This window comes from Sphingobium sp. B2D3A, from assembly GCF_025961795.1.
Taxonomy (GTDB): Bacteria; Pseudomonadota; Alphaproteobacteria; order Sphingomonadales; family Sphingomonadaceae; genus Sphingobium.
On record NZ_JAOQOI010000001.1, the window covers coordinates 2796225 to 2823139 of the forward strand.

Consider the following 26915-nt stretch of genomic DNA (forward strand, 5'->3'; position numbering starts at 1 on the left):
CAAGTTCCCGCCGATGGCGCAGCAGCACTTTGACCGCACGGCCGGCCTCGCTATAGGGCCTCGATGCTCCCCAGCGACCTCCGCATTGCCCTGTTCAGCGGCAACTATAATTACGTCCGCGATGGCGCCAATCAGGCCCTCAACAATCTGATGGCCTCTGCGCTCGCGAGCGGCGCCAGCGTGCGTGTCTATTCCCCCACCATCGATCCGCCGGCGTTCGAACCGGCTGGCGAACTGGTGTCGGTGCCGAGCTGGTCCATGCCGGGCGGCCGGGGCGAATATCGGCTCGCCAAGGGGCTTTCAGCGCAGACTCGGGCGGACCTGGCAGCTTATGCCCCCAATATCGTCCACGTCTCTGCGCCGGACATTTTAGGGCATCGCGCATCGAGCTGGGCGCGGCGAGAGGGCATCCCCTGTGTCGCCTCCCTTCACACGCGCTTTGAAACCTATCCGCGCTATTATGGCCTTGGCGTCATCGAGCCGTTGCTGGTGCGCCTGCAGACGCGCTTCTACAATCGCGTCGACCAGGTGATGGTGCCGAGCGGCAGCATGGCGACGCTGCTGCGCGAATGGGGCGTGACGACGCCGATCGGCATCTGGTCGCGCGGCATCGATCATGCCCGGTTCAACCCGCAGCGGCGGGACAATGGCTGGCGGCGCTCGCTCGGCATCGCCGATGACGAGATCGCCGTCGGGTTCCTTGGGCGGCTTGTTCTGGAAAAGGGCCTCGGCGTCTTTGCCGATGTGATCGCGGCGCTCAAGGCGCGCGGCGTTCGCCACCGGGTGCTGGTGATCGGTGAAGGACCCGCGCGCCAGTGGTTTGCGGAGCGGGTGCCGGAGGCGGTGTTTGCGGGTTTTCAGGGCGGCGATGACCTCGGTCGGGCGGCCGCCTGCATGGATATCTTCTTCATGCCCTCGGTCACCGAGACTTTTGGCAATGTGACGACTGAAGCCATGGCGGCGGGCGTGCCGGTGGTCGCTGCCCGCGCCACAGGCGCGATTGATCTGGTCGCGGACGGTGAGACCGGCTTCCTAGTTCCGCCGCGGGACGTGCAGGCTTATGCCGACGCCATCCAGCGCCTCATCGAAGACCCCGCCTTGCGCGCAGCGGCGGGGCAAGCCGGGCATCTGCGGGTGCAGGATTACAAATGGGATCAGGTGAACGCCGCGATGATCGAAACATATTGCGGCTTGGCGAAACGCCGCGCCGGCTGAGCACACGGCGACGAAGACTGAGTGTGACTGCGTGCAACCGTTCATCTCTCGGCGCGTTATGTGTTCGATGAGACAAAGGCCGCCCCTGCCCCGAATTGCGCCATTCCTTTCGCCGCGGCTCGCAAGATCACGCGTTGTATATTGCCGGCACGCGCTGTAAATTCACGGCAATGTCTTTCGATACTGATCCCGGCGTGGCGGAAATCCCGACAACAGCCGCGGCTCAGCCAGTGGCCTTCCATCAAGTCCTGAAGAAAGAGACGCGTGCCGACCACGACGAAGTCGACAGCCTGTTCAGCCAGTTCGATCTGACGAGCCGTGCGAGTTACGGCCGTTTTCTGTCAGCCCATGCAGCGGCGCTGGTGCCGCTGGAGCGCTGGCTGCGTTCAACCTCGCCGAATATCGACGCGGCCGCGCGCGTACAGGCCCTGACAGCCGACCTCGACGCCTTGGGCCAGGCCGTGCCCGAGGCCGAGCCGCTGACATGGGCCCCGAGCACGGCGGCTCATTGGGGTGCCGCCTATGTGACGGAAGGCTCTCGCCTTGGCGGCGCGATGCTCGCGCGCCGCGTGCCTGACGATCTACCGCGTGATTATCTGAGCGCCGTGCATCCCCAAGGCGCGTGGCGCGCCTTCATCGCCGCTCTGGAGGATCAGGCCCTGACTCACGGCCCCGTCTGGCAGCGCGAAACCCGCGCAGCAGCGACCCGGACCTTCGCCCTTTACCGAAATTGCGCCATCGCGATGGGAGCCAGACTTGGCCAATGATCCTGCCGGCTTTCGGGTCGATCTCACCAATTGCGACCGCGAACCGATCCATATCCTCGGGACGATCCAGCCGTTCGGTTTCCTGATGGCGGTCAGTGCCGATTGGATGATCGGTCGCGTATCGGACAATATCGCCGGGTTCACGGGCAAATCGGCGGATGCGCTGCTCGGTTCCAAGCTCACCGATCTCATCACGCCCGCTGCCCAGCATGACATCCGCAACCGGATCTCCATGCTGCGCGGCAATGATTCCGTGGAGCGCCTGTTCTCGCAGCCGCTGTTCGACGATGGCAAGCTCTACGATGTCGCCGTGCATTTCTCGGGCAACAGCATCGTCATCGAATGCGAGCCCGCGCTCGAAGATCCGGGTGAAGCTGCGACGCTGGTCCGCACGCTCATGTCGCGCCTCGCCCAGGCCGATACGCTCACCTCCTTCATTCGCGAGAGCGCCCGGCAGGTGAAGGCGATCACCGGTTTCGATCGGGTTATGGTCTACCGTTTCGATGCCGAAGGCTCGGGCGAGGTTGTTGCCGAGGCGCTGAGCGCTGGCGTCGACAGCTTCCTTGGCCTGCATTACCCCGCATCGGATATTCCGGCACAAGCGCGGCAGCTTTATGTGCGCAACCCCTTCCGCATCATCGCTGACGTGAATGCAGAGCCTGTGCCGATCGTGCCGCAGACCGACCCGAGCGGCGCGGTCCTCGACCAATCCCTGTGCCTGCTCCGGGCGGTTTCGCCGATCCATGTCGAATATCTGCGCAACATGGGCGTCAGCGCGTCGCTATCGATCTCGATCATCGTCGAAGGCAAGCTCTGGGGGCTCTTCGCTTGCCACCATTATCAGCCGCGCCTGCCTGGCCTCGCCATGCGCACGGCCGCCGAGCTGTTCGGCCAGATCTTCTCGCTGATGCTCGAGAGCCGGGAACGCAGCGAGAATGCCGGCTATGAGTCGCGCGCACGCGGCGCCACCGATCGCTTGATGGCCTCCATCGCGCAGGATGGGAACCTGCTGCGAGACGCGGACTGGCTCGGCGAGGTCGTGTTCGATACCATTCCTGCCGACGGCGTCGGGGCTTATGTCGATGGCTCCGTCTCGCTCAGCGGGCTGACGCCCTCGCGCGAGCAGTTCATAAGCCTCGTCTCCATCCTCAATCAGCTTTCGCACGGCGAGGTCTTTGCGACGGACTGCATTTCATCCGTCCTGCCCGAGGCGGCCGCTTATGCGGATGTCGCCGCCGGCCTGATCGCCATCCCGCTCTCCCGAAAGCCGCGGGACTATGTGGTGTTCTTCCGCAGCGAGCAGATGCGCTCGGTGCGCTGGGGCGGCAACCCGGAGAAACCGGTCGAACTCGGACCCAATGGCGACCGACTCACGCCGCGCAAAAGCTTCGAAAGCTGGTCGCAACTGGTGAAGGGCCGCAGCCTGCCGTTCACCACGGTCGAGCGCCGCGTTGCCGAAGCGCTGCGGGTCGGCATGCTGGAAGTGCTCATCCGCCTTTCCGAGAGCGCAGGCGAGGAGCGGCAGCGTGCGCAGGAGCGGCAGGAGCTGCTGATCGCCGAGCTCAATCACCGCGTGCGCAATATCCTCTCGCTCATTCGCGGCCTCGTGTCGCAGACCCGCGACGGGGCGGCCAGCGTCGAGGATTTTACGCGCAATCTGGACGATCGCCTGCAGGCGCTCGCCCGTGCGCACGACCAGGTAACGCGCGATCGCTGGGGTCCGGCGCGGTTGCGGGATCTTATCGACATCGAGGCCAATGCCTTCCTGCGCGACAAGCGCACCAATGTGGAGACCAAAGGCTCCAACATCCTGCTTCAGCCGGTCGCCTTCACCGTGCTGTCGCTGGTCTTCCACGAGCTCATGACCAATGCCGCCAAATATGGCGCGCTCTCCGATAGCGGCACGGTGCTGATCAGCTGGCAGCAGGACGAGGATGGCAGCCTGTTGATCGACTGGTCTGAACTCGGCGGACCGGCGGTCACCCCGCCCTCGCGCCGCGGCTTTGGGTCGACGGTGATCGAAAAGACCGTCCCCCACGATCTGGGGGGCGATGCCAAGATTCACTACCGACTGAGCGGTGTGAAGGCGCATTTCTGCATTCCCTCCCGCTTCGTGGCCGGCGTCGCGCCGGAGGACCGGATCGACGCGACGGACGGCGCGTCCGCCGATCTGCGCGAGCCGGCGAAGCTGCCGCTTGCCGGGCAGCGCGTGCTGCTGGTGGAAGACAGCCTCATCATCGCACTCGACGGGCAGGACGCTTTGATGGAACTCGGCGCCGAGAAGGTCGAGGTCGCCTCCAGCGTGACGGCCGCGCTGCGCGCCTGTGCGACCGTTCCGCTGGATGTGGCCATGCTCGATTATAATTTGGGCGCGGAGACGAGCGAGCCGGTCGCCAGGGCACTGGCCGAACGCGGCATCCCGTTCGTCTTTGCGACGGGCTATGGCAGCGGTCTCGATTCCTCGCGCTTCCACGCCGTGCCGATCGTCACCAAGCCTTATGGCACGGCGCAGATCGCAGCCGCTCTTGCAGAACTGAAGACCGAACCGGCGGACTGATCGCGCCGGTTCAAACCCTCACAACCAGGGAAAGCTGAGCGGCGCCTCACGGAACGCGAAGCGATCGAGATGGCGGGCGACCGTGTTTTTGAGGCCTTCGAGATGCTCCGGGCTGCTGGCGTCGATGGTCACGTCGAGCGTGTCGGGTTGCGCGACCATCGTCACCAGAGCGTCAGCCGGCCAATCGGCGCCGCGCGCGTCGCGCGGAAACACGATCGTGCCGCGCTCAGGTGTGAACTCCACCTTGAGGTTGTGCGACCAGTGCTTGCACAGTTGCTGGAGATAGCGGCTACCGCTCTGCGTAGGCACCTTGGCTGTTGCGCTGTTCATGACATTGTCTTTCTGTTGGTGCCTCCACCGTCCGGCGGTGGAGCGATTGGAATTATGCTGTGCAGTCTTACAACCGCTCGATCTTCCGCGCTGCCTCATCGAGAATCGCGGCGATCTCATGCGGCAGATCGTCTGTGGTCTCGCCTTCGCGCAGCCGGCCCATCAGAGCCGTCTTGAGATTGCCCATGGCGCGGCGGACCGGGCCGCTGTTCGATCGATGCTGCTCGGCGCCGAGGCCGGCCAACCGGTCCATCAGGCCGCCGATCTCGTCAGCCTTCTCGGCAAGATGGGCCTCTCCTGCGGGGGTAATCGCGTACAGCTTGCGCGCCCCTTCGCTCTCGCTGTCGGCGATGAGGTCCATCTCCGCCAGCAGGGTGAGCGTGGGATAAACGACGCCGGGGCTGGGCGCATAAGCTCTGCCGGTCAGTTCCTCGATCGCACGGATGAGGTCATAGCCGTGGCGCGGCCCCTCGCCGATCAATTTGAGCAACACGAGTCGCAACTCGCCGCCATCAAACAGGCGTCCGCGTCCGCGACGGCCACCGCGCGGACCGCCATGACCGCCCTGCCCGTCCCACTCTGCGCCGCCCCAGCCGCCGCCAAAACGACCGCCCCGGCCCATCATGGCCTTGAGCGCGTGACGGTGCCCATTCGGGCCGCACCGTCCATGTGTGCGTGTGTGAAACATCAAAGATTCAATCCTTCCAAAATTCAGATTGATCTAAGATATATCTTAGACTGATTTCCACAAGGTCCTTTTGCAATTTTTTTGAGCGTGCCCGCGAATGGCCCGCAATGCGATGCAAGCTGGCCCGTGCAACCGGTGACGGGCCGACCTATATGAGTCCGCATGTCTGATCTCTTCGGCGGCCTTGCCGCCGCCTCCAGCCCTGCCGAGCCTCGCGCGGATGCGCCGCTGGCCGATCGTCTGCGCCCGCGCACGCTCGATGACGTGGTCGGGCAAGACCACCTCACCGGTGCTGATGGCGCCATCGGGCGCATGGTCGCGGCGGGACGGCTCTCCTCGATGATCCTGTGGGGACCGCCGGGCACCGGCAAGACCACGGTGGCGCGACTGCTGGCCGAAGCGGTGGACATGCGCTTCGCGCCGATCTCCGCGGTCTTTTCCGGCGTGGCGGACCTCAAGGCTGCCTTTGCCGCCGCGCGCGACGCCGCCCGCGCCGGGCAGCGCACGCTTCTGTTCGTGGATGAAATCCATCGCTTCAATCGCGCGCAGCAGGATGGCTTCCTGCCTTATGTCGAGGATGGCACCGTCACGCTGGTCGGCGCCACCACCGAAAATCCGAGCTTTGCTCTCAACGCGGCGCTGCTCAGCCGCGCGCAGGTGCTCATCCTGCGCCGGCTGGACGAGACCGCGCTCGATACGTTGATCTCCCGTGCAGAAGCTCTGACCGGCGCACCGCTGCCGCTGACCGACGATGCCCGCGCCGCGCTCGTGGCTTCGGCTGATGGGGATGGCCGCTTCCTGCTCAATCAGGTGGAGACGCTGCAGGGCATTGGCCTCACCCAGCCGCTGGACCCGGCGGGCCTCGCCGCCCTGCTCCACCGCCGGATGCCGGTCTATGACAAGGATCGCGACGGGCATTACAATCTCATTTCCGCGCTCCACAAGGCGCTGCGCGGCTCCGATCCGCAGGCCGCGCTCTATTATCTCGCGCGGATGCTGGTCGCAGGCGAGGAACCGCTTTACGTCCTGCGCCGGCTGGTGCGCTTCGCCAGCGAAGATGTCGGCCTGGCCGATCCGCAGGCGCTCACTCAATGCCTGGCTGCCAAGCACGCCTATGAATTCCTCGGCTCGCCCGAAGGCGAGCTGGCGATCGTGCAGGCCTGCCTGTATCTCGCGACCGCGCCCAAATCCAACGCCGCCTACAAGGCGCAGAAGGCCGCCTTCGCCAGCGCCAAGCAGACCGGATCGCTGATGCCGCCCGCGAACATCCTCAATGCGCCGACCAAGCTCATGAAGGAAATCGGCTATGGCAAGGGCTATAGCTACGATCATGATGTGGAAGGCGGCTTCTCCGGCGACAATTACTGGCCCGAGAAGATGGCGCCGCAGACCTTTTACGCGCCCACCGAGCGCGGGTTCGAGAAGCGGATCGCCGAGCGCATCGCCTGGTGGGATGAGCGTCGGCGCGACTTGCGCGGTGACTGATCCCGCCCGCCACCCGTGAGCCGCTTCCGCCATTTCGCCGCAATCGACTGGTCGGGCGCACAGGGGCCGCGGCAGCCGGGCATTGCCGTCGCCATCTGCGACGCGGATAGCGGCGCTGGCCCGGCGCTGGTCCGGCCCGGCCATATCTGGTCGCGCCAAGATGTTCTCGACTGGATGCGCAAAGACATGCCGCGCGACACGCTCGTCGGCCTCGACCTTGGCCCCTCCCTCCCCTTTGCCGACAAGGGCGCCTTCTTTCCCGGCTGGGATCGGTCCCCGCCCGATGCGCGCCAGCTCTGGGCCTTGGTCGAGGACATCTGCGCCGAAGAGCCGCATCTGGGGGCCGGCGCCTTTGTCGATCACCCGGAGGCCGCGCGGCATTTCCGGCGCCATGGGGCCCGGGAGGGTGATTTGTTCGGCGGCGGACGCGGGCGCTTGCGCCAAACGGAGTTGGCCCAGCAGGCACAGGGCCTCAATCCCTGCAGCAACCTCAATCTCGTCGGTGCCGCGCAGGTCGGCAAATCCAGCCTGACCGGGATGCGGGTGCTGCACCGTATCCAGGCGGACATGCCGGTCTGGCCGTTCGATGCCGACCCCGGCTCAGGCAGTCTGATCGTGGAAATTTACACGAGCCTTGCCGCGCTCGCCGCCGGCAAGCGCAAGGGCCAGACCAAGGTTCGCGAGGCCGAATTGGATGCCTGCCTTGCGCGTCTCGCCAGCGGACCGCATGTGCGGTTCACCGGCCGATACAGCGACCATGCCACCGATGCGCTGCTCAGCGCGGCCTGGCTGCGGCTGGTGCATCGCGAGCCGGCCCTGTGGGCACCACAGGCGCTGACGCCGGAACTGGCGCGGACGGAAGGCTGGACCTTCGGCGTGCTTTGACGCGCAGACGACCGCGCGGCCTGCCGAGCTAAACTATCACCCCTGCAAAGATCGCTTGATTGCCGGTGCCGCACCTCCCGGCTTAAACCCCTTTTGTCCGGAATGACGGGCGGCGCTGCCGCCTCCAGCCCGGAACGCGGCTTTTGATGTTTGTCAGCTTGCTCCGCGTCACCAACCGCTAAAGCGCACGAATCCCACGCGACAACGCCGGCTTCGTGCTCCGTATTGGAGAAACGATATGGCTATCCGTTCCATTCCCCGCCGTAACCGTAATCATGCCCAGCGAGCCGGCCGCGCGCTGGCGCCGCTTCCGCACCCGAGCTGGCGACTGGCGCCTGCGGCCCCGCACGACTCGCCGCCCCTCGCCAGTGCCAGTGACTTCTGGTCGCGCCTCGGCCTCTGACGCTCATTTCGAGAGGCCAGTGACGATGAAGCGCGCGCTTGTGATTCGGCACGTCCCCCATGAGGGCATGGCGGGATATCGAGAGCCGGTGGAAGCGGCCGGCTATGCGATCGACCGGATCGACGTGACTAACCCCGCCTTCGCCACGCTGGACCTGCGAGAACCCGATCTGCTCATCATGATGGGCGGGCCGATGGGGGTGTATGAGCAGGATCGCTATCCGTGGATCGCCTGCCAGCTGCGCCGCCTGGCGCTGCGGCTGGCGGCCGACCGCCCCACGCTGGGCGTGTGCTTCGGCGCGCAGATGATCGCGGCGGCGCTCGGCGCGAAGGTCTATCCCGGCCCGGTCAAGGAAGTCGGCTTCCATTCGGTCAAGGTCAACGATGCCGGTCGCACCGGCCCGCTCTGTCATCTTGTCGACGTGCCGGTGCTGCACTGGCACGGCGACACGTTCACCCTGCCGGAAGGCACCCAACTGCTTGCGTCCAGCGACCGCTATACGCATCAGGCCTTCCGGCGGGGACAACATGTGCTTGCCCTACAATTCCATGCCGAAATGGGCGAGGATGCGCGCTTCTATCAATGGATGGAGGAATGGCCGGAAGCTGCGGCGGAATCCGGCGGCTGCAACGACAGCCTGCGCGCCGCGCATGATCGGCTCGGGCCTCGGGCCGTCTCCGCCGGGCGCGCCATGCTCGGCGACTGGCTGGCGGGACTGAAAGCGGCCGCGTGATTGCGCCCGCATGATCGTCACATCACCAGTCTGACCAGCGCGCGGGCCATGCGTGCACACCGCCTTTTGCAAGCCTCTCGCAACAACGCGATCCAGCGGTTTGCGCTTGCCAGCCGCGCAAAAAATAGGCAGTAACACAAACGAATTTCAGCAACGAAAGAAGACTTGGGAGACCCGCGCGCATGAGAGACGCCAAAGCCGATCGGCTGGACGAGATCATCGCGAGCCATAGCCGCCGCGAAGGGCCTCTTCTCCCCATCCTCCATGACGTGCAGGCCGAGTTCGGCTGCGTGGACGAGGCGTCCAAGCGCCAGATCGCCCTCGCGCTCAACCTGAGCCGTGCAGAAGTGCATGGCGTGGTGAGCTTTTATCATGATTTCACCGCCGAGCCCAAGGCGGCGCCGGTGCTCAAGCTGTGCCGTGCGGAATCCTGCAAGGCACGCGGCGTCGAAGCTCTGGTCGATGGCGCGGTTGCCGCGGCCGGCGAGCGCGTGAAGATTGAAACCATTTATTGCCTCGGCCTGTGCAGCGTCGGCCCCAATGCGATGATCGGCAATGCCGTTCACGCCCGGCTGGACGCGCCCAAGCTCGACAAGCTGATCCGGGAGATTGCCTGACATGGTCATGGTGCGCATTTCCGACGACGCGCTGGCCATCGCCTGCGGTGCCGACGCGGTTGCCGATGCCTTTGCAAGAGCCGGCGCAACCGTCGAGCGGGTTTCGAGCTGGGGCATGCAGTGGCTGGAGCCGCTGGTGGAAATGGACGGCAAGGGCTTCGGCCCGGCGACGGCCGATGATGTTGCGGCGATTCTGGACGGCTCGTCGCCGCTCGGCATCGGCGTGATTGCCGAGCATCCGTTCATTGCCAAGCAGCAGCGGCTGACCTTCGCCCGCGCCGGCAAGACGCGCCCGACCGAGCTTGGGGACTATGAAGCGACCGGCGGATGGAAAGGCCTCGCCCGCGCTCGCGAGATCGGCGCCGAGGCGACGGTCGAAGAGGTCGTGGCCTCGGGCCTGCGCGGTCGTGGTGGCGCGGGTTTCCCCACCGGCATCAAGTGGCGCACCGTCGCGGCGGCCGTGGCAGACCAGAAGTACATCGTCTGCAATGCCGACGAAGGCGACAGCGCGACTTTTGCCGACCGCATGCTCATGGAAGGCGACCCCTATTGCCTGATCGAGGGCATGGCGATTGCCGGCCTCGCGACCGGCGCGACCAAGGGTTATATCTACGTCCGCTCGGAATATCCCCACGCCATCGCCAAGCTGGAAGAAGCGATCCGCCGCAGCGCGCATCTCGTTGCGCCCTTCGTGCTGGAAGTGCGCGTCGGTGCGGGCGCCTATGTGTGCGGCGAGGAAACCTCGCTGCTCAACAGCCTGGAAGGCAAGCGCGGCGAAGTGCGCGCCAAGCCGCCAATCCCGGCGCTGGTCGGTCTGTTCGGCAAGCCCACCATCGTCAACAATGTGCTGAGCCTTGCGGCTGTACCTTACATTCTGGCCGAGGGCGCCAAGGCCTATGCCGATTATGGCATGGGTCGCTCGCGCGGCACGATGCCGATCCAGCTTGCCGGTAACATCAAGCATGGCGGCCTGTTTGAAACGGCGTTCGGCATCACGCTTGGCCAGCTCGTCAACGAGATTGGCGGCGGCACGGACGACGGCTCGCCGGTCAAGGCCGCGCAGGTCGGCGGCCCGCTCGGTGCCTATCTGCACCCGGACCAGTTCGACATTCCGTTCGACTATGAGGCTTATGCCGCCGTCGACGCGCTGATCGGCCATGGCGGCATCACTGTGTTCGGCCAGGGCGCGGACATGGCCGGCATGGCGCGCTTCGCCATGGAATTCTGCGCGGCGGAAAGCTGCGGCAAGTGCACGCCCTGCCGCATCGGCTCGGTGCGCGGCAAGGAATTGATCGACCGGATCATGGCGCGCGTGCCGCGCCAGCGCGATACGCTCGAGGGCCTGCCGCAGATGCACAACGCCCCCACCGCGCCGCGCAGCCTGGAGGATGAGATCGTTCTGCTGGAAGATCTGTGCGAGACGATGAAGTTCGGTTCGCTCTGCGCTCTGGGCGGCTTTACGCCCTATCCGGTGATGAGCGCGCTCAAGCACTGGCCCGAGGATTTCGGCGCCCGCCAGAGCCTCCCCGAGGCGGCTGAATGAGCTGCTGCGTCGGCCTGCTTCCCATCGATCGCGCGGCCGTCCTCGGCGCGGTAATCGCTGGCGGCAAGTCGACGCGCTTCGGCAGTGACAAGGCCGTGGCGACCTTTCACGGTCGCGCCCTGATTGATCACGCCATCGACGCCGTGGCCGTGCACAGCGCGCAGACCATCGTGGTGGGGCGTGAGCATGACGGCGTGGCCAGCATCGCCGACCAGCCCGCGCCGCACATGGGACCGCTGGCGGGACTCGCTGCGGCCTTGCTCGAAGCGCAGGCGCGCGGGCTCCCCGCCGTGCTGAGCGTGCCGTGCGATGCCATCGATCTGCCGCAAGACCTCTTGCAGCGCCTGTCGCCATATCCAGCTTATGTCGAGAGCCTGCCGGTGATCGGCCTGTGGCCCGCCTCGGCTGCCGGCGACGCGCTCGACATCCTCAAGAGCGAGGGCGTGCATTCGATGAAGGCCTTCGCGAACCGTATTTCCGCGCGCGCCGTGCAATTGCCGCGCGAACCTGTTAATATCAACACTGCTGCTGACCTGGAGAGAGTTGAACGTCATGGGCTATGAACCTCAGGCCGATTTCGGCACGCCCGCTTCCACATCGGAGAAGATGGTCACGCTGACCATCGACGGTCGCTCCGTCACCGTCCCGGAAGGCACGAGCGTGATGCGCGCGGCTGCCGAATGCGGCGGCGACATTCCCAAACTCTGCGCCACAGACAGCGTGAAGAGCTTCGGCTCCTGCCGCCTCTGCCTGGTCGAGGTCGACGGGATGCGCGGCACCCCCGCCTCCTGCACCACGCCGGCGATGGACGGCATGACCGTTCACACCCAGACCCCGCGCCTGCAGAAGCTGCGCAAGGGCGTGATGGAGCTCTATATCTCCGATCACCCGCTGGACTGCCTGACCTGTTCGGACAATGGCGACTGCGAACTGCAGGACAATGCGGCCGCCGTCGGCCTCCGCGATGTGCGTTATGGGTACACGGGCGACAATCATCTGGGTCTCCAGAAGGACACGTCCAACCCCTATTTCGATTTCGACCCCAGCAAGTGCATCGTCTGCTCGCGCTGCGTGCGCGCCTGTGACGAAGTGCAGGGCACCTTCGCGCTCACGATCGATGGCCGCGGCTTCGGCTCCATGGTGTCTGCGGGTGTCGCGTCCGACGATTTCCTCTCCTCCGAATGCGTGTCATGCGGCGCCTGTGTGCAGGCCTGCCCCACCGCCACGCTTCAGGAAAAGGCGATGGTCGAGATCGGCAAGCCCGAGCGGGCCGTCGTCACCACCTGCGCCTATTGCGGCGTCGGCTGCACCTTCCGCGCGGAAATGCGCGGTGAGCAGCTGGTGCGCATGGTGCCGTGGAAGGACGGCAAGGCAAATCGCGGCCATAGCTGCGTCAAGGGCCGCTTCGCCTGGGGCTATGCCAACCATCAGGACCGCATCACCCAGCCGATGATCCGCAAGAGCGTGGATGATCCCTGGCAGGTGGTGAGCTGGGACAAGGCGATTTCCTACGCCGCATCTGAACTCAAGCGCATCAAGGCCGCCCACGGTGCGCGCGCATTGGGCGGCATCACCTCGTCACGCTGCACCAATGAGGAAACCTTCCTTGTGCAGAAGCTGATCCGCGCAGGTTTTGGCTCCAACAATACCGACACCTGCGCCCGTGTCTGCCACTCGCCGACCGGCTATGGCCTCAAGACCACCTTTGGCACGTCCGCCGGCACGCAGGATTTCGACAGCGTGATGGACAGCGACGTGATCCTGATCATCGGCGCCAACCCGACGGACGGCCACCCGGTGTTCGCAAGCCGGATGAAGCGCCGCCTGCGTCAGGGTGCCAAGCTGATCGTCATCGACCCGCGCCGCACCGACATGGTCAAATCGCCGCACATCGCCGCGCAGCACCATCTCGCGCTGCAGCCCGGCACCAACGTCGCCGTGCTCACCGCCCTGGCGCATGTGATCGTGACCGAAGGCCTGGCCGACGAAGCGTTCATCCGTGAACGCTGCGACTGGGACGAGTATCAGGACTGGGCCGCCTTCGTTTCGCAGGAGCGCAACAGCCCTGAGACGTTGGAGCCCGTCACCCGCGTGCCCGCCGAGGAATTGCGCGGCGCGGCCCGCCTGTTTGCGACTGGCGGTAATGGCGCCATCTATTATGGCCTTGGCGTCACCGAGCATAGCCAGGGCAGCTCGACGGTGATGGCCATCGCCAACCTTGCGATGGTAACCGGCAATATCGGGCGCCGCGGCGTAGGCGTGAACCCGTTGCGTGGCCAGAACAACGTGCAGGGCGCTTGCGACATGGGCAGCTTCCCGCACGAATTGCCCGGCTATCGCCACATCAGCGACGATGAAACGCGCGCGCTGTTCGAGGCGGACTGGGGCGTGACCCTGGATGCCGAGCCGGGTCTGCGCATCCCCAATATGCTGGACGCCGCGATCGACGGCACGTTCCGCGCGATCTATATCCAAGGCGAGGACATCCTTCAGTCCGACCCCAATACCGCGCATGTCGCGGCGGGCCTCAAGGCGATGGAGTGCGTCATCGTGCAGGACCTGTTCCTGAACGAAACGGCGAACTACGCGCATATCTTCCTGCCGGGTTCGACCTTCCTTGAAAAGAACGGCACCTTCACCAATGCAGAGCGGCGCATCCAGCCGGTCCGCAAGGTGATGGAGCCCGCCAATGGCTATGCCGACTGGGAGATCACCCAGCTTCTCGCCAACGCCATGGAGCTTGGCTGGAACTACGAGCATCCCAGCGAAATCCTGGCCGAGATCGCCCGTCTCACCCCGTCCTTCGCAGGCGTATCCTGGGCGCGTCTGGAGCGCGAGGGATCGTTGCAGTGGCCGGTCAAGGACGAGACCCACGAGGGTTCGCCGATCATGCATGTGGACGGTTTCGTGCGCGGCAAGGGCAAGTTCGTAGTCACCGATTATGTACCGACGGACGAGAAGACCGGCCCACGCTTCCCGCTGCTGCTGACCACCGGCCGCATTCTCAGCCAGTATAATGTCGGCGCCCAGACACGGCGCACCGGCAACACCGCCTGGCACCCTGAGGATCTGCTGGAAATCCACCCGACGGATGCCGAGAATCGCGGCCTCAAGGATGGCGACTGGGTAAAGCTCTCCAGCCGCACCGGCGAGACGACGCTGCGGGCGACGATCACCGAACGGGTTGCCCCGGGCGTGGTTTACACCACCTTCCACCACCCCGCCACGCAGGCCAATGTAGTCACCACCGAATATTCGGACTGGGCCACCAACTGCCCCGAGTACAAGGTGACGGCTGTTCAGATCACGCCTTCCAACGGCCCGACCGATTGGCAGGAGGATTATAACAGCTGGTCCGAGCGCTCGCGGCGGATCGTGGCCAGTCTGACAGCCGAAGCGGCGGAGTAAGCGTCATGGAAGCAGAGCGCCTCATTTACATGGCGAATCAGATCGCGCGGAATTTCGAAGCCCTGGGTCACGACGAAGCGGCCCTCGCGACCGCCGACCATATCAAGATGTATTGGGATCCACGGATGCTCGCCGGTATTCGGGCTGTTGACCCCGCTGACATGTCGCCGCTCGCCGCACGCGCCATCGCGATGTTGGATGGGCCAGTGCCGCACATGACTCGGGCGACCGAATTCGCAAGCGCGGATGAGAATGATCCTGGCTACAACGACGCCGGCTGACCTCGTCGCCCTTCGACCGGATGGCTCCAGCCGTCCGGTCGCGCGCCCTTTTGCGCCGGAAGTGCCAGTCGCGCTGGAATATAACGGCCTTTCCTATGCCGTGATGATGGCCAGTCCGTTTGACCTGGATGACTTCATCACCGGCTTCGCGCTGACCGAGGGCCTGGCCGCGCAACCGGGCGATGTCACCGGCATCGATATCGTGGAGACCGACCTCGGTTGGATCGCGCGTGCGACCATCACCTCCCTGGCGCTCGAAAAGCTTGAAGAGCGCGTGCGCGCGCGCGTGGCCGAGTCGAGCTGCGGGCTGTGCGGCATCGATAATCTGGGAGCCGTTTCGCGCGCCCTCCCTCCCGTCGCCGCGCATGAGGCGCTCGCCCCGGCGGCTATTTTCGCGGCGCTGGAGGGCCTGCGCGCGCATCAGCCCGGCAATCGCGCCACCGGGGGGATGCACGCCGCTGCCTTCGTGGCACCGGATGGGGCGATCCTGATGGCCCGCGAGGATGTCGGCCGGCACAATGCGCTGGACAAGCTCGTCGGCGCCATGGCCCGCGCAGGGCAGACGATGGCCGCCGGTTTCGTGCTTTCCACAGCGCGCTGCAGCTATGAGATCGTGGAGAAAACGGTCCGCGCCGGCGCGCGCACCCTTGTGACCATCTCGGTCCCGACCAGCATGGCGGCAGCCCGGGCTGAGGCTGCCGGCCTCTCGCTCTATGCGCTGGCCCGGCCGGATGAGGTGCTCCGCGTCACGGCGGGCTGACCGTCTCGACCGCCTGCTCTCGTCACATCGTCAGTATCTGATGATCCGCCGCCCCGCATGGACGGGGGCGGCGGCCCCATATCTCAGGCCTTGGCCTCGGCTTGCGCAATCGCATCGCCATCACGCATCGGCAGCAACAGCAGCATGAAGATGGCGCACACCGAGCCCAGGCTCATGATGAGCGACACGGTGAGCAACTCGCCCTTGCCCAGTACGTCAAAGAGCAGCCCGGCGACGATGGGCGAGCCAGCCGCGCCAGCGCGCCCCACGCCGAGGACAAAGCCCGTACCCGTGGCGCGGGCATAAGCCGGGAAGCCCCGCGCGAAGGCGGCATAGAAGCCCACAATGGCCGCGTTGAGGAAGAACATCGACAGGAATGCCGCCACGCGCCATTCGCCAAGCTCACCATGCCCCATGCCGAACCATGCCACCGCAACCACGCCGGCAATCATCATGGCAATCGTCGGCCCCTTGATGTCCCACTTCTTGAGCAGGAAGCCGAACAGACCGCCACCAATCGCACCGCCGATATTGGCCCAGGTGAGCGTGCTGGCGGCATCCGCCTGCGAGAAGCCGGAATCCGCGACGATCTGCACCGCGAACTTGAGGATGTAATAGAAGGTGAGCGTGTGGAACATGTAGCCGAAGGCCAACAGCCAGGTGACCTTGCGCAGGCCCGGCTTGGACAGGATGTCGGTCACCTTGGGCTGCGGCCCCTCCGTGCGCAATGGCGGCAGCGCCTCAATGGTCCGCTTGCGCAGCGCGCGAAGCGAGCGGTTGACCTTCTCGATCACGTTCGCGGGCCGGCGCGCGGCGTAGAATGCAGGCGTCTCCGGCACGAGGAAGAAGACAAGCGGGATCATGATCGCGGTCACCACGGCGCCGAACATGAACACCGCACGCCAGTCATATTCCACCAGCAGCCAGCTCTGCGCGGCAAAGCCGCCTACCACGCCGCCGATCGGGTAGCCTATGACGTAAAGCGCCATGGCGAGGCTGCGGGAGGATTTGCTGGTCGATTCCGCCGTCACGGCGTTGGTCGCCGCCAGCATCCCGCCGATGCCGAGGCCGGTGACGAAGCGCCATACCGTCAGGAGCGTCACGCCGGTCGCAGCATGGGCCAAATACATGCCGATCGCCATGACGAAGAGGCAGATCAGCATCGTGTCCTTGCGGCCGATGCGGTCTGCGACACCACCGAGGATGACCGAGCCGAAGCCCATGCCGACCAGCTCGGCCGAGAGGACTATGCCCAGCGCCGAGCGCGGGATGCCCCATTCCGCCGAAATGCCCGGCGCCGCGAAGGCGCTCGACAGCACGTCGAAACCGTCCAGCGCGTTCAGCAGGATCATCAAGACCACGACAATCCACTGCCGAACGGACATCGGCGACTCATTAATGATCTCAACAGGATCAGACGATGACATGGTTGGGCTTTCCTCTCCAGGCAGTGGACCGCATCGGCGACCTCACAGGCCGAATCTACTCGTGAATACGGCGCAATAACTCGATGAGCAACGTGGCTTCTTTCTTGGTGAAACGGGACTTGAGCCATTGCTCATGCTCGTCGATGCAACGCCGCGCGTCGCTAAGGGCCGCCTGCCCGTCGGCGGTCAGCGTGAGCGTCTGCCGGCGCCGATCCAGCGTGGAGGCGCCGCGCACCAATAGGCCGCGCGCTTCCAACCGGTTGATGATCGCCATCGTTGTCGCCCGGTCCATCTGCAGGCGGCGGCCGATATCGGCCTGCGCGATGTGCGGATGATCGCTGATCAGCCAGAGGACGGAGACCATCTTCTGGGTCAGCCCAAGCTCGGAAAAAGTCTCGGTGAAATGCCGGTAGGCTGCGCCATGGGCAAGGCGGATATGGAAGCCGATAATGTCGTCGATCGCGCCGATATCATCGTCGATCTGCGCGGGCGCAGGCGATGGCGTCGCACTTCCACCACCCTTGGCGGCCACAAGAGGACGTTGACGTGCGCGTGCTTCCAAAATCTTTACCCCCGAGAACCGGAACGGTTCGGCCATTGATTAAGCAATGGGAATTGCCCAATTGGTATGCATAGCATACAAACCTGCGCAAGAGGAGCAAGCTATGGCGCAATTCCCCAATACCCCCGCTTTCACAGGTTTCAACAGCCCGTCGCGCATCGAATGCGACATTCCGAATCTCGTGCATGAGGGCACGATTCCGCCCGAGCTGAATGGCGCCTTCTTCCGCGTGCAGCCGGACCCGCAATTCCCGCCACGCCTGGGTGATGACATCAGCTTCAACGGCGATGGCATGATCACGCGCTTCCACATTCATGATGGCCAGTGCGACATCAAGCAGCGCTGGGCCAAGACCGCCAAGTGGAAGCTGGAGAACGAGGCCGGCAAGGCGCTCTTCGGTGCCTATCGCAATCCGCTGACGGACGATGAATCCGTCAAGGGCGAGTATCGCTCGACCGCGAACACCAACGCCTTTGTGTTCGCCGGTAAGCTCTGGGCCATGAAGGAGGACAGCCCGTCCCTCGTCATGGAACCGGACACGATGGAGACCATCGGCTTCGAGAAGTTCGGCGGCAAGATGACCGGCCAGACCTTTACTGCGCACCCCAAGATCGACCCGCACACGGGCAACATGGTTGCCATCGGCTATGCCGCGAGCGGCCTGTGCTCCGACGATGTGTGTCTGTATGAGGTCAGCCCTGAGGGCGAACTGGTCCGCGAACTGTGGTTCAAGGCGCCCTATTACTGCATGATGCACGACTTCGGCGTGACCAAGGATTATCTGGTCCTGCACATCGTGCCCTCGATTGGCAGCTGGGAGCGCCTCGAGAAGGGCCTGCCGCATTTCGGCTTCGATACCACCCTGCCCGTCTATCTCGGCATCATTCCCCGCCGTGACGACGTGAAACAGGAAGACATCCGCTGGTTCAAGCGCGACAATTGCTTCGCGTCGCATGTGATGAATGCCTATCAGGACGGCACCAAGGTCCATATCGACGTGCCGGAAGCGGCGAACAACATGTTCCCCTTCTTCCCGGACGTGCATGGCGCGCCCTTCAACCCGCAGCAGGCGGCGAGCTACCTCACCCGCTGGACGGTCGACATGGCGTCCAACAGCGACGAGTTCGACAGCGTCACCCGCCTCACGGAGACGTCGGGCGAATTCCCCCGGATCGACGACCGCGTCACCGGCCTGCCCTATCGCTATGGCTGGATGCTGGAGATGGACATGAAGCGTCCGGTCGAGCTCAAGGGCGGCAGCGCCGGCGGCTTCCTGATGAACTGCCTGTTCCTGATCGACCACCAGACCGGCAAGGAGCAGCATTGGTGGTGCGGCCCCACCTCCTCTCTGCAAGAGCCGGCCTTCGTGCCGCGCTCCAAGGACGCGCCGGAAGGCGACGGCTGGATCGTGCAGGTCTGCAATCGCCTGGCCGACCACAAGAGCGACCTGCTGATCTTCGAAGCGCTGGACATCGAGAAGGGACCGGTCGCCACGATTCATATCCCCTTCGCGCTGCGCTTTGGCCTGCACGGCAACTGGGCCAGCGCGGACCAGATCGGCCTCGAACGCGAAGCCGCCTGACCCTAGCGATCATCCAGCCACAACCCCGGCGCGCGCTCATGGGTGCGCGCCGGGGCTGCCGCCTCAAACTTCAAGTCTCAAGGAAGCACGTTCATGATTCAGCCCGGCCTGGAATTCGTCTATGAAGCCGGCGGCGATCTCGGCGCGCCGGTGCCGCTCGGCAACACCGTTGATGGCACCCGCCGCATCATCCCGATCTTCGAGGGCGGCCGTGTCGAAGGGCCGCTGATCAAGGGCAAGCTGCTCGGCAATGCCGCCGACTTCCAGCTCACCCGGCCGGACGGCGTCACCGTCGCCGATGCCCTTTACGCGCTGCAGACCGATGACGGCGTCGTCATCCAGATCCGCAATCGCGGTCTGCGCCATGGCCCGCCCGATGTGATGGCGCGACTGGCGGCAGGCGAGGAGGTCGATCCGGCGGATTATTATTTCCGCACCGTGCCGGAATTCATCGCGCCGGAAGGCAAATATGACTGGATGAACCGCAGCATCTTCGTCTGCTCGGGCGCGCGCTACAAGGCGGGCATCAAATTGTGGGTCTGGCGCGTCACCTGATCCCCAAGCCCCCCGCCTGCGACCGGTTGCGCAGCGGGGATGCCGATCCCATCTTGGATTGATGACCAAACTCAGCTTCCTCGACCTCGTCAACGTTGTCGAAGGCGAGAGCGCCGGCGATGCGATCAAGCGCGTCGGCCCGCTCGCCGCCCATGCCGAAGCGCTCGGCTATCATCGCTACTGGATCGCCGAACATCACGGCATGGCCGGCGTGGCAGCAGCGGCCACCGCGCTCATCATCGCCGAGGCCGGGCGGGCGACCAAGACCATCCGCGTCGGCTCGGGCGGCATCATGCTGCCCAATCACTCGCCCTATATCATCGCCGAGCAGTTCGGCACGCTGGATGCACTCTTCCCCGGCCGTGTCGATCTCGGCCTGGGGCGTGCACCCGGCGCCGATGGCCGGCTGGCCCGCGCCATCCGCCATGACACCCGGCAGGAGGCCGAGGAGTTTCCCCGCAGCGTGGTGGAATTACGCGCTCACTTTACCGGCGAGCCTGACCTCGGCCTGCTCGCCGTGCCCGGGCGCGGCGCTCAGATCGACATGTGGATTCTGGGCTCCAGCCTGTTCGGCGCGCAACTCGCGGCGGCACTCGGGATGCCCTACGCCTTCGCCTCACATTTCGCGCCCGATCTGCTGGATGAAGCGCTGACCATCTATCGCCGCGATTTCCGCCCGTCCGCCTCTCTGCGCGAACCCTATGCGGCGGCGGCGATGAGCGTCGTCGCTGCCGACACGGTGGCGGAGGCGGAATATGTCGCCAGCTCGATGATGCAGAACTTTGTCGCGCTGCGCACCGGTCGCCCCGGCAAGCTACCTCCGCCGGTGGAGAATTATGTCGCGAGCCTCGATCCGTCGCTCAGCGCAATGCTGGGGCATGTCATGCAATGCAGCGCGTTCGGCACGGTCGATGATGTCGCGCGTAGCCTGCGCCAGTTCGTCCAGCGGACGCAGGTGGATGAGGTGATCGTCCACAGCCCAGCCTTCGATCCGCAGGCCCGCACCAAGTCGCTCGCGCTGATCGCGCAAGCCTTCCATGAAATGACCGAAGCCGCCTGACGCGCAGGCGGCCTCGGTCTCCGTTCAGCAATAAGACCGCACGCTGGCCCGTTCAGGCCGGCGCGAGTTCCTTCGCGTCTTCCAGGATCATTTCCGATCCCTTCTCGCCGATCATGATCGTCGCGGCATTGGTGTTGCCGGAGACGATCTTGGGCATGATCGACGCATCGACCACGCGCAGGCCCTGAACGCCATGGACGCGCAGGCGCGCATCGACCACCGCCTTGGGGTCGCTGCCCATGCGCGCCGTGCCGACCGCATGATACAGCGTGCCGCCGGCGACCTGCGCATAGAAGAACATCTGATCGTCCGTCTCACCGAACGGATCGGGGCCAGCCAGATATTTGGCGATTGCCGGCTGCTGCCAGATTTCGCGAATGATCTTGAGCTGCGTGACGGCCATCTGCTGGTCGATCGGATCCTGCAGATAATTGGGCGTGATCTTGGGGGCCTGCGTGCCATCGGGCGAGCGGGCGTGGATGTGCCCGCGCGATTCCGGGCGCAGCTGGCAAGGGTTGGAGGCCATGCCCGGCTCCTTCTCCAGCGCCAGCTGCTGCTTGGCGTTCAGCACTTCCAGATCCATGGACGCCGCCATGGTGTGGATCTGGATGTCCGGCGTCTCCAGCCCTTCGCGCGAGCGCAGGAAGGTGCAACCGTGCGCCACCGCGTAGGAGAGCAGGCCCTTGCGGGTCATGCCATATTTGAGCACCTGGCCGATCAGCGGCAGGCCGCTGGCCATGGAATTGACCGACGGCGTGCCCGGCTTCAGCCGCGCCTGGCAGCCGATCATATAATGGTCCTGCAGGTTCTCGCCGACGCCGGGCAGCTCGTGCACCAGCTTCACGCCCAGCTCCCGGACGACCCCGCCCTGCCCGATGCCGGAGATTTCCAGCAGCTTGGGGCTCTCGACCGCACCGGCGGCAAGGATCACTTCCTTGCGCACCTTCACGCGGCGGAGGCGACCATGCTGGACGAACTCAACCCCCACCGCGCGCTTGCCCTCGAAGAGGATGCGCGTCGTCATGGCGCGCAGTTCGACCGTGAGATTGACCCGGTCCATGACCGGATGGAGGAAGCCCACCGCCGTCGAGCAACGCTTGCCGTTGCGCGCGGTCATCTGGAACCAGCTGGTCCCCTCCTGATCGCCGTCGTTCAGATCATCCTTATAGGCATAGCCGGCCTCGACGCAGGCATCGATGACCGCCTTGCTGATCGGGTGATGCTCGGGGAAGTCGGAGACAGCCAGCTCACCGCCCTGCGCATGACCTTCCATGGCGCCACGGGTCTGGTCTTCGCTCTTCTTGAAATAGGGCAGCACGTCGTCCCACGCCCAGCCCTCATTGCCCATCTGGCGCCAGCCATCATAGTCGGCCGACTGGCCGCGCACATAAAGCATGCCGTTGAGCGACGACGAGCCGCCCAGCACCTTGCCCTTGGGCCATTTGTGGGGGCGGCCCCCCGAGCCCTCGTCGACCTCGGTCTCGTACAGCCAGTTGACCTTGGGGTCGTTCAGCGTCTTGCCGAAACCGATCGGGATGTGGATCATCATGTTGGAGCGGAACTGGCTCAATTCCCGCGTCGGGCGGTCATCGCCGCCAGCCTCGAGCAGGACGACTTCCGTGCCCCGATCCGCCGAGAGCCGGTTGGCGAGAACGCATCCCGCGCTGCCCGCTCCGACGATCACGTAATCGACAGTTCTCTCGTCCGTCATGCTCTTGTCATCCTCTCATTGCACCGCGCACGTCCCCCGCGCGGCTCGACTCAGTTCTTATGACACAAAGCGCCATTTCGAACAAAGTCAACAATGAGAGGATGCTGAGCAGGTCAAAGCATCAGACAGGTTCTCCTGCATCCCGGGCGCGGACCAGAATGAGGCTCTCGTCCTTGCGGATGCGGGTGAGGAGAATGACCAGCAGGACGATGATGGGAATCGCCATCCAGTTGACGCTGAGGATCGCGGTGCGCAGATCACCCGTGGCATCCGAGATCATCCCGACCAGATAGGGCCCCATGCCGAGGCCGAAAATGGTGGAGATGATGAGATAGGTGCTCGCGGTGATGCCGCGCATGCGAGGCAGCACAAGTCCGTAGATCAGCGAGTAGAGCGGCGGCATCCAGCAGGTGAGGATGACGCTGTAGAGCACGAAGCGGCTGTAGAAGCCGAACGCGTCCGGCGCATGATAGGTCCAGACCCCGATCAGCGGCGAGACGCCGAGCGCGAACAGGGTGAGATACACGCGCCCGGTCGCCGGCATGGACTTGTCGAACCAATCAGCCAGAGGCCCCGAAATCATCGGGCCGATCACGCCAATCACTAGCGAGAGCAGGCCGAAGGTGACGCCCGTCTCAGCGGGCGAAGTACCATAGGTCTGCATGATGAAGGCGGGCGTGAAGCCCATGATGCCGTAATTGATCACCGTCTGCAGCGCGCCGACCGCAATCGCGATCATCAGGGCCGGCGAGCGCACCGTCACCTGATAGGTCGGCGGATCGGCAAGCGCCAGCCGCTGCAACAGGTTGAAGATCACGATGATGCCAAAACCCATCACGCCCCATTGCAGGATGTGGGGATTGAGCGGCACGCCACCGAAACTGAGCGCCGGGCGCGGCGAGAAAGCCGAAGCCAGATGCACGAACAGCGTCATCAGGCCGACCACGAGCACCATGACGCCGATATTGGCGGTCCAGTGGCGGGCACTGGCCTTGCTGGCGGCGAGGCTCAGCAAATTGGTGCCGGGCGTCACTGCACCGAGCAGCGCGAGGCTCGAGCGGAACGGCGCCGGATCGGGCCGGGACGCGATGCCATCCATCGCGCCGCGCTGAGGCTCCTTGAGGTGCCATAGCAGCAATGCGAGCAGAAATCCGGGCACCGAGGCAACCAGGAACGCGAACTGCCAGCCGGCAAGGCCCAGCGGCGCTGACTGAGCGGAAGGATAAAGCCCTTCCCACCAGCCCGCCGCGACCCCGCCGACCACGTTGGACATGCCAAGGCCGACGGCAATGGAGGCAGCAATCGTGCCCATCACGAGACCGCGCCGATGCTTAGGGAAATAATCGAACAGCAGCGATGTCCCCGCCGGCGACGTCGCTCCCTCGCCGATCCCGACCCCGAGGCGGGAAATGGCAAGCATGGCAAAGCCGCTGGCGAAGGCAGCGAGACCGGCGGAAAAGGACCAGAAGCCGATGGCGATGGCCAGGATGCGCGTGCGAATCCAGCCGTCCGACAGGCGACCGAGCGGCAGGGAAAACAACGCATAGAACAGCGCGAACACCGTTCCGTACAGCAGCCCCAGCTCGGCATCGCCAATCTGCAGATCCGCCTTGATGCGCGGCGCGAGAATGGCGAGGATGTTGCGATCCAGCAGCGACATGGCGTTGGTGAGAGCCACCAACGCCAGCGCATACCAGGCGGTGCCGGTCACCCGGCCCGACACCGGCGGGGTCGTCACAGGTTAAAGACCCGCTCGGCGTTGGTCTGCATCAGCTTCTTCTTGGCTTCTGCAGAAATGTCGAGATTGTCGTGCGTGCGCACCTCATCGGCGACATATTCATAGGGATAGTCCATTGCGTACATCACCCGGTCCTCACCCAGCTGATCGATGCACAGCTTGATCGCGAGCGGACAGGCCATGCCGCTCGTCGTCACGCAGACATTGTTGCGCATGTAGTGGAACAGGTCGTGGTTGAGCGGCTTGAGGCGCTCATAGCGCTTCGAGCGGACGCCTGCCTGATGCATGTAGTTCATGCGGAACAGCCAGTAGGGGATCGCCTCGCCGCCATGGCCGACGCACACGGTCAGGTTGGGATAGCGGTCGAACACACCCGTCGTCAGGATGCGCAGCAGATGATAGCCGGTCTCGACACCGAAGCCGAAGATTGCGCCATCGAGGCCAGCCTCGACCATGCCGGCGATCATCGCATCCGGCGGCGACTGCGGGTGGATGTACAGCGGCAGATTATTGTCGGCGCAGGCCTTCAGGATCGGGTCGAACTGCTCTTCATCGAGATAGTGACCCTTGGTGTGGCTGTTGACCATCACGCCCTTGAAGCCCAGCTCGTTCTTGCCGCGTGCGATTTCCTCGACGGACCACTGCACGTCCTGCGGGACGATGGAGACCATGCCGACATAGCGCGACGGGTGGCGCTCGCAGGCGGCCTTCAGAACGTCGTTGGCGTTGCGGACCAGCGTCTTGGCTTCATCGGTCTCAAATGCCTGTCCACCCGGCGATGTCAGCGACAGAATGGCGACGTCGATTCCGGTCTCGTCCATGGCCTGAATCCGCAGATCGTCCAGATCGAGCAGCCGATCGCGAATGAACTGAGTCCGCTCGGAAGGCGAGGTACCGTAGAAACCCCAGAGCGACGTGGTCGCCTTGTCGGCCCGGCCCTCTTTGACCAGCTTCAGAAAGGCGTCGAGCTGTTCGGCCGTCGCAAAAGCCTCTTCGGTCGCAATGCGAAGATAGCCGCGATCGCCGCCGGTGTTGAGCGCGTGAGTCATGTTACTCTCCTGAGAAATGGGGAAAGAAAGCCCCGGCACCTGCACGGGCACCGGGGCTTGTATTCTGGATCAGCCTTCGTGGACGACCTTGGTCACGAGGCAGGCGTGGAGGCCCTCGGGGCCATCCTCATGGCCGTGGCCCGACCACTTGACGCCGCCGAACGGCGAGTCCGCACCGCCGATGGCAACGCTGTTGACGCCGAGCATGCCGGTCTCGACCTCCCGCGCCACGCGGCGCTGCAGCTTGACGTCGTCCGTCCAGCTATAGGCGGCCAGGCCATAAGGCAGGCGATTGGCTTCCGCGATCATATCGTCCACCTTGCCGAACGGATTGATGAGCGCGACCGGGCCGAACGGCTCCTCGTTCATGATCTCGGCATCGAGCGGAATCTCGCTGAGCACGGACGGGGCATAGAAGAAGCCCTGATTGCCGATGCGCTCGCCACCCGCATTGAGCTTTGCGCCGCTGCTGACCGCGCCACCGATAAGGCGCTCCATGGCATCCGGGCGACGCTCATTGGCCATCGGGCCCATTTGGATGCCATCCTCAAGGCCGTTGCCGACCTTGAGCGCCTTGGCACGGCTCGCGAACCCGTCACGGAACCGCTCGTAGACATTTTCCTGCACGATGAAGCGGGTCGGCGAGACGCAGACCTGGCCGGCGTTGCGATATTTGTGACCGACCATGACATCCAGCACGCGATCCACGTCGACATCATCGAACACCAGCACCGGGCCGTGACCGCCCAGTTCCATCGTGGTGCGCTTCAGGTCTTCGGCAGCCAGCTTGGCGAGGTGCTTGCCGATCACGGTCGAGCCGGTGAAGCTGAGCTTGCGGATGATCGGCGAAGCGAGCAGGTGGCGCGACACCTCATCGGGCACGCCGAACACGGCCTGCGCGACGTCCTTGGGCAGGCCAGCATCGAGCAGGCACTGCAGCACGCCGAGCGCGGACGCCGGGGTCTCTTCGGCAGACTTCATGATCACCGAGCAGCCCGCCGCAATCGGCGCGCCCAGCTTGCGGCCAGGATTGCCGAGCGGGAAGTTCCAGGGCGAGAAGGCCGCAACCGGGCCGACCGGCTCATAAGTCACCGTCGAGCGCATGCCGGCCGGGCGAACCAGCGCGCGGCCATAGAGGCGCGAAACCTCACCCGCGTAGAAATTGAACAGGCCGGCGACCATCATCACTTCGATGCGGGATTCAGGCAGGGTCTTGCCCTGCTCCATCGTGGCGATGCGAGCCAGCGTCTCCTGCCGCTCCATGAGCAGACGCGCTGCGCCGGAGAGCACGGCAGCACGCTCCTGCGCCGTGGAGTTGCGCCAGCGATTGAACCCGCGCTGCGCGGTTTCCAGCGCGCGGTCGAGATCCGCGGTGGTGGCCAGCGGCAGCTCGCCAAGGGTCTCGCCTGTCGCAGGATTGACGATGGTCTGCGTTCGGCGATCACCGCCGGTCACGGCCTCGCCTTCGATGATCATGTGCAGGGCAGGATAATTGGTCATAGCCATCCTCTCGGGACTCTCAGCGAAACAGAGTGACGCCGGACCAAAGCCCGGCGTCG

General features: G+C 64.9%; 24 protein-coding genes. 16 read left to right on the forward strand and 8 right to left on the reverse strand.

Features of this window, described 5'->3' with window-relative positions:
- Nucleotides 1–63: 63 nt before the first annotated feature.
- The 3 genes from M2337_RS12985 (at nt 64) to M2337_RS12995 (ending at nt 4539) form a co-directional block, all read left to right on the forward strand.
- Nucleotides 64–1215, forward strand: a complete 1152-nt coding sequence (locus tag M2337_RS12985; protein ID WP_264570586.1) for a glycosyltransferase family 4 protein — start codon at nt 64–66, stop codon at nt 1213–1215.
- A gap of 95 nt (nt 1216–1310) precedes the next feature.
- Complete coding sequence (locus M2337_RS12990; protein ID WP_264570587.1) at nt 1311–1982, forward strand: biliverdin-producing heme oxygenase; 672 nt, start codon at nt 1311–1313, stop codon at nt 1980–1982.
- Nucleotides 1972–4539, forward strand: coding sequence for an HWE histidine kinase domain-containing protein (locus M2337_RS12995; RefSeq protein WP_264570588.1), 2568 nt, complete (start codon nt 1972–1974; stop codon nt 4537–4539). The genes M2337_RS12990 and M2337_RS12995 overlap by 11 nt, the downstream gene beginning before the upstream one ends.
- 18 nt (nt 4540–4557) lie before the next feature.
- Here M2337_RS12995 and M2337_RS13000 read toward each other — a convergent pair whose 3' ends face one another.
- Together M2337_RS13000 and M2337_RS13005 are read right to left on the reverse strand one after the other, a co-directional pair.
- The gene (locus M2337_RS13000) at nt 4558–4869 is read right to left on the reverse strand and encodes a DUF2218 domain-containing protein (RefSeq protein ID WP_264570589.1); all 312 of its coding nucleotides are present in this window, start codon (nt 4867–4869) and stop codon (nt 4558–4560) included.
- A 67-nt stretch (nt 4870–4936) separates the two neighbouring features.
- On the reverse strand, nt 4937–5557 hold the full coding sequence (locus M2337_RS13005; RefSeq protein WP_413716201.1) for a PadR family transcriptional regulator: 621 nt from the start codon (nt 5555–5557) through the stop codon (nt 4937–4939).
- Between the two features lie 162 nt (nt 5558–5719).
- Here M2337_RS13005 and M2337_RS13010 point away from each other — a divergent pair, with 162 nt between their 5' ends.
- The 10 genes from M2337_RS13010 to fdhD all read left to right on the forward strand — a co-directional run bounded on the left by M2337_RS13010 (nt 5720) and on the right by fdhD (nt 15672).
- The gene (locus M2337_RS13010; protein WP_264570590.1) at nt 5720–7042 is read left to right on the forward strand and encodes a replication-associated recombination protein A; all 1323 of its coding nucleotides are present in this window, start codon (nt 5720–5722) and stop codon (nt 7040–7042) included.
- 15 nt (nt 7043–7057) lie between these two features.
- A complete protein-coding gene (locus M2337_RS13015; RefSeq protein ID WP_264570591.1) occupies nt 7058–7927 on the forward strand; it encodes a hypothetical protein in 870 nt (289 codons plus the stop codon).
- A 238-nt stretch (nt 7928–8165) separates the two neighbouring features.
- A complete protein-coding gene (locus M2337_RS13020; protein ID WP_264570592.1) occupies nt 8166–8330 on the forward strand; it encodes a hypothetical protein in 165 nt (54 codons plus the stop codon).
- A 25-nt stretch (nt 8331–8355) separates the two neighbouring features.
- Nucleotides 8356–9063 carry a glutamine amidotransferase gene (locus tag M2337_RS13025; protein ID WP_264570593.1) on the forward strand — a complete coding sequence of 236 codons (708 nt, stop codon included), beginning with the start codon at nt 8356–8358 and terminating at the stop codon, nt 9061–9063.
- 182 nt (nt 9064–9245) lie between these two features.
- Nucleotides 9246–9680 (forward strand): NAD(P)H-dependent oxidoreductase subunit E, encoded by a 435-nt coding sequence (locus tag M2337_RS13030; protein WP_181559896.1) that lies wholly within the window; start codon nt 9246–9248, stop codon nt 9678–9680.
- 1 nt (nt 9681) lies between these two features.
- Entirely contained in the window at nt 9682–11223 is a 1542-nt protein-coding gene (locus M2337_RS13035) for an NADH-ubiquinone oxidoreductase-F iron-sulfur binding region domain-containing protein (protein ID WP_264570594.1), read from the forward strand.
- Complete coding sequence (locus M2337_RS13040) at nt 11220–11786, forward strand: molybdenum cofactor guanylyltransferase (protein WP_181559898.1); 567 nt, start codon at nt 11220–11222, stop codon at nt 11784–11786. Before M2337_RS13035 ends, M2337_RS13040 begins: the two co-directional genes overlap by 4 nt.
- The gene (gene fdhF, locus M2337_RS13045; RefSeq protein WP_264570595.1) at nt 11776–14631 is read left to right on the forward strand and encodes a formate dehydrogenase subunit alpha; all 2856 of its coding nucleotides are present in this window, start codon (nt 11776–11778) and stop codon (nt 14629–14631) included. The genes M2337_RS13040 and fdhF overlap by 11 nt, the downstream gene beginning before the upstream one ends.
- 5 nt (nt 14632–14636) lie before the next feature.
- Entirely contained in the window at nt 14637–14912 is a 276-nt protein-coding gene (locus tag M2337_RS13050; protein WP_264570596.1) for a formate dehydrogenase subunit delta, read from the forward strand.
- Nucleotides 14878–15672: a formate dehydrogenase accessory sulfurtransferase FdhD gene (fdhD, locus tag M2337_RS13055; protein ID WP_264570597.1), complete on the forward strand. Its 795-nt coding sequence runs from the start codon at nt 14878–14880 to the stop codon at nt 15670–15672. The genes M2337_RS13050 and fdhD overlap by 35 nt, the downstream gene beginning before the upstream one ends.
- An 83-nt stretch (nt 15673–15755) precedes the next feature.
- Here the strand turns inward: fdhD and M2337_RS13060 are convergent, their stop codons facing one another.
- A complete protein-coding gene (locus tag M2337_RS13060) occupies nt 15756–17057 on the reverse strand; it encodes an MFS transporter (RefSeq protein ID WP_264570598.1) in 1302 nt (433 codons plus the stop codon).
- Nucleotides 17058–17154: 97 nt separating this feature from the next.
- The gene (locus tag M2337_RS13065; protein ID WP_264570599.1) at nt 17155–17697 is read right to left on the reverse strand and encodes a MarR family winged helix-turn-helix transcriptional regulator; all 543 of its coding nucleotides are present in this window, start codon (nt 17695–17697) and stop codon (nt 17155–17157) included.
- Nucleotides 17698–17764: 67 nt separating this feature from the next.
- Here M2337_RS13065 and M2337_RS13070 point away from each other — a divergent pair, with 67 nt between their 5' ends.
- From M2337_RS13070 to M2337_RS13080, 3 genes are all read left to right on the forward strand, one after another.
- The gene (locus tag M2337_RS13070; RefSeq protein WP_264570600.1) at nt 17765–19243 is read left to right on the forward strand and encodes a carotenoid oxygenase family protein; all 1479 of its coding nucleotides are present in this window, start codon (nt 17765–17767) and stop codon (nt 19241–19243) included.
- Nucleotides 19244–19336: 93 nt separating this feature from the next.
- Nucleotides 19337–19798 (forward strand): DUF3237 domain-containing protein, encoded by a 462-nt coding sequence (locus tag M2337_RS13075; RefSeq protein WP_264570601.1) that lies wholly within the window; start codon nt 19337–19339, stop codon nt 19796–19798.
- Nucleotides 19799–19859: 61 nt separating this feature from the next.
- Complete coding sequence (locus M2337_RS13080) at nt 19860–20858, forward strand: LLM class flavin-dependent oxidoreductase (protein ID WP_264570602.1); 999 nt, start codon at nt 19860–19862, stop codon at nt 20856–20858.
- Nucleotides 20859–20910: 52 nt separating this feature from the next.
- Here M2337_RS13080 and M2337_RS13085 read toward each other — a convergent pair whose 3' ends face one another.
- The 4 genes from M2337_RS13085 to M2337_RS13100 form a co-directional block, all read right to left on the reverse strand.
- Nucleotides 20911–22569 carry a GMC family oxidoreductase gene (locus M2337_RS13085; protein ID WP_181559906.1) on the reverse strand — a complete coding sequence of 553 codons (1659 nt, stop codon included), beginning with the start codon at nt 22567–22569 and terminating at the stop codon, nt 20911–20913.
- A gap of 121 nt (nt 22570–22690) precedes the next feature.
- Nucleotides 22691–24307 carry an MFS transporter gene (locus tag M2337_RS13090; protein ID WP_264570603.1) on the reverse strand — a complete coding sequence of 539 codons (1617 nt, stop codon included), beginning with the start codon at nt 24305–24307 and terminating at the stop codon, nt 22691–22693.
- On the reverse strand, nt 24304–25356 hold the full coding sequence (locus M2337_RS13095) for an amidohydrolase family protein (protein ID WP_264570604.1): 1053 nt from the start codon (nt 25354–25356) through the stop codon (nt 24304–24306). The genes M2337_RS13090 and M2337_RS13095 overlap by 4 nt, the downstream gene beginning before the upstream one ends.
- 69 nt (nt 25357–25425) lie before the next feature.
- Entirely contained in the window at nt 25426–26856 is a 1431-nt protein-coding gene (locus M2337_RS13100; RefSeq protein ID WP_264570605.1) for an NAD-dependent succinate-semialdehyde dehydrogenase, read from the reverse strand.
- Between the last annotated feature and the right edge of the window lie 59 nt (nt 26857–26915).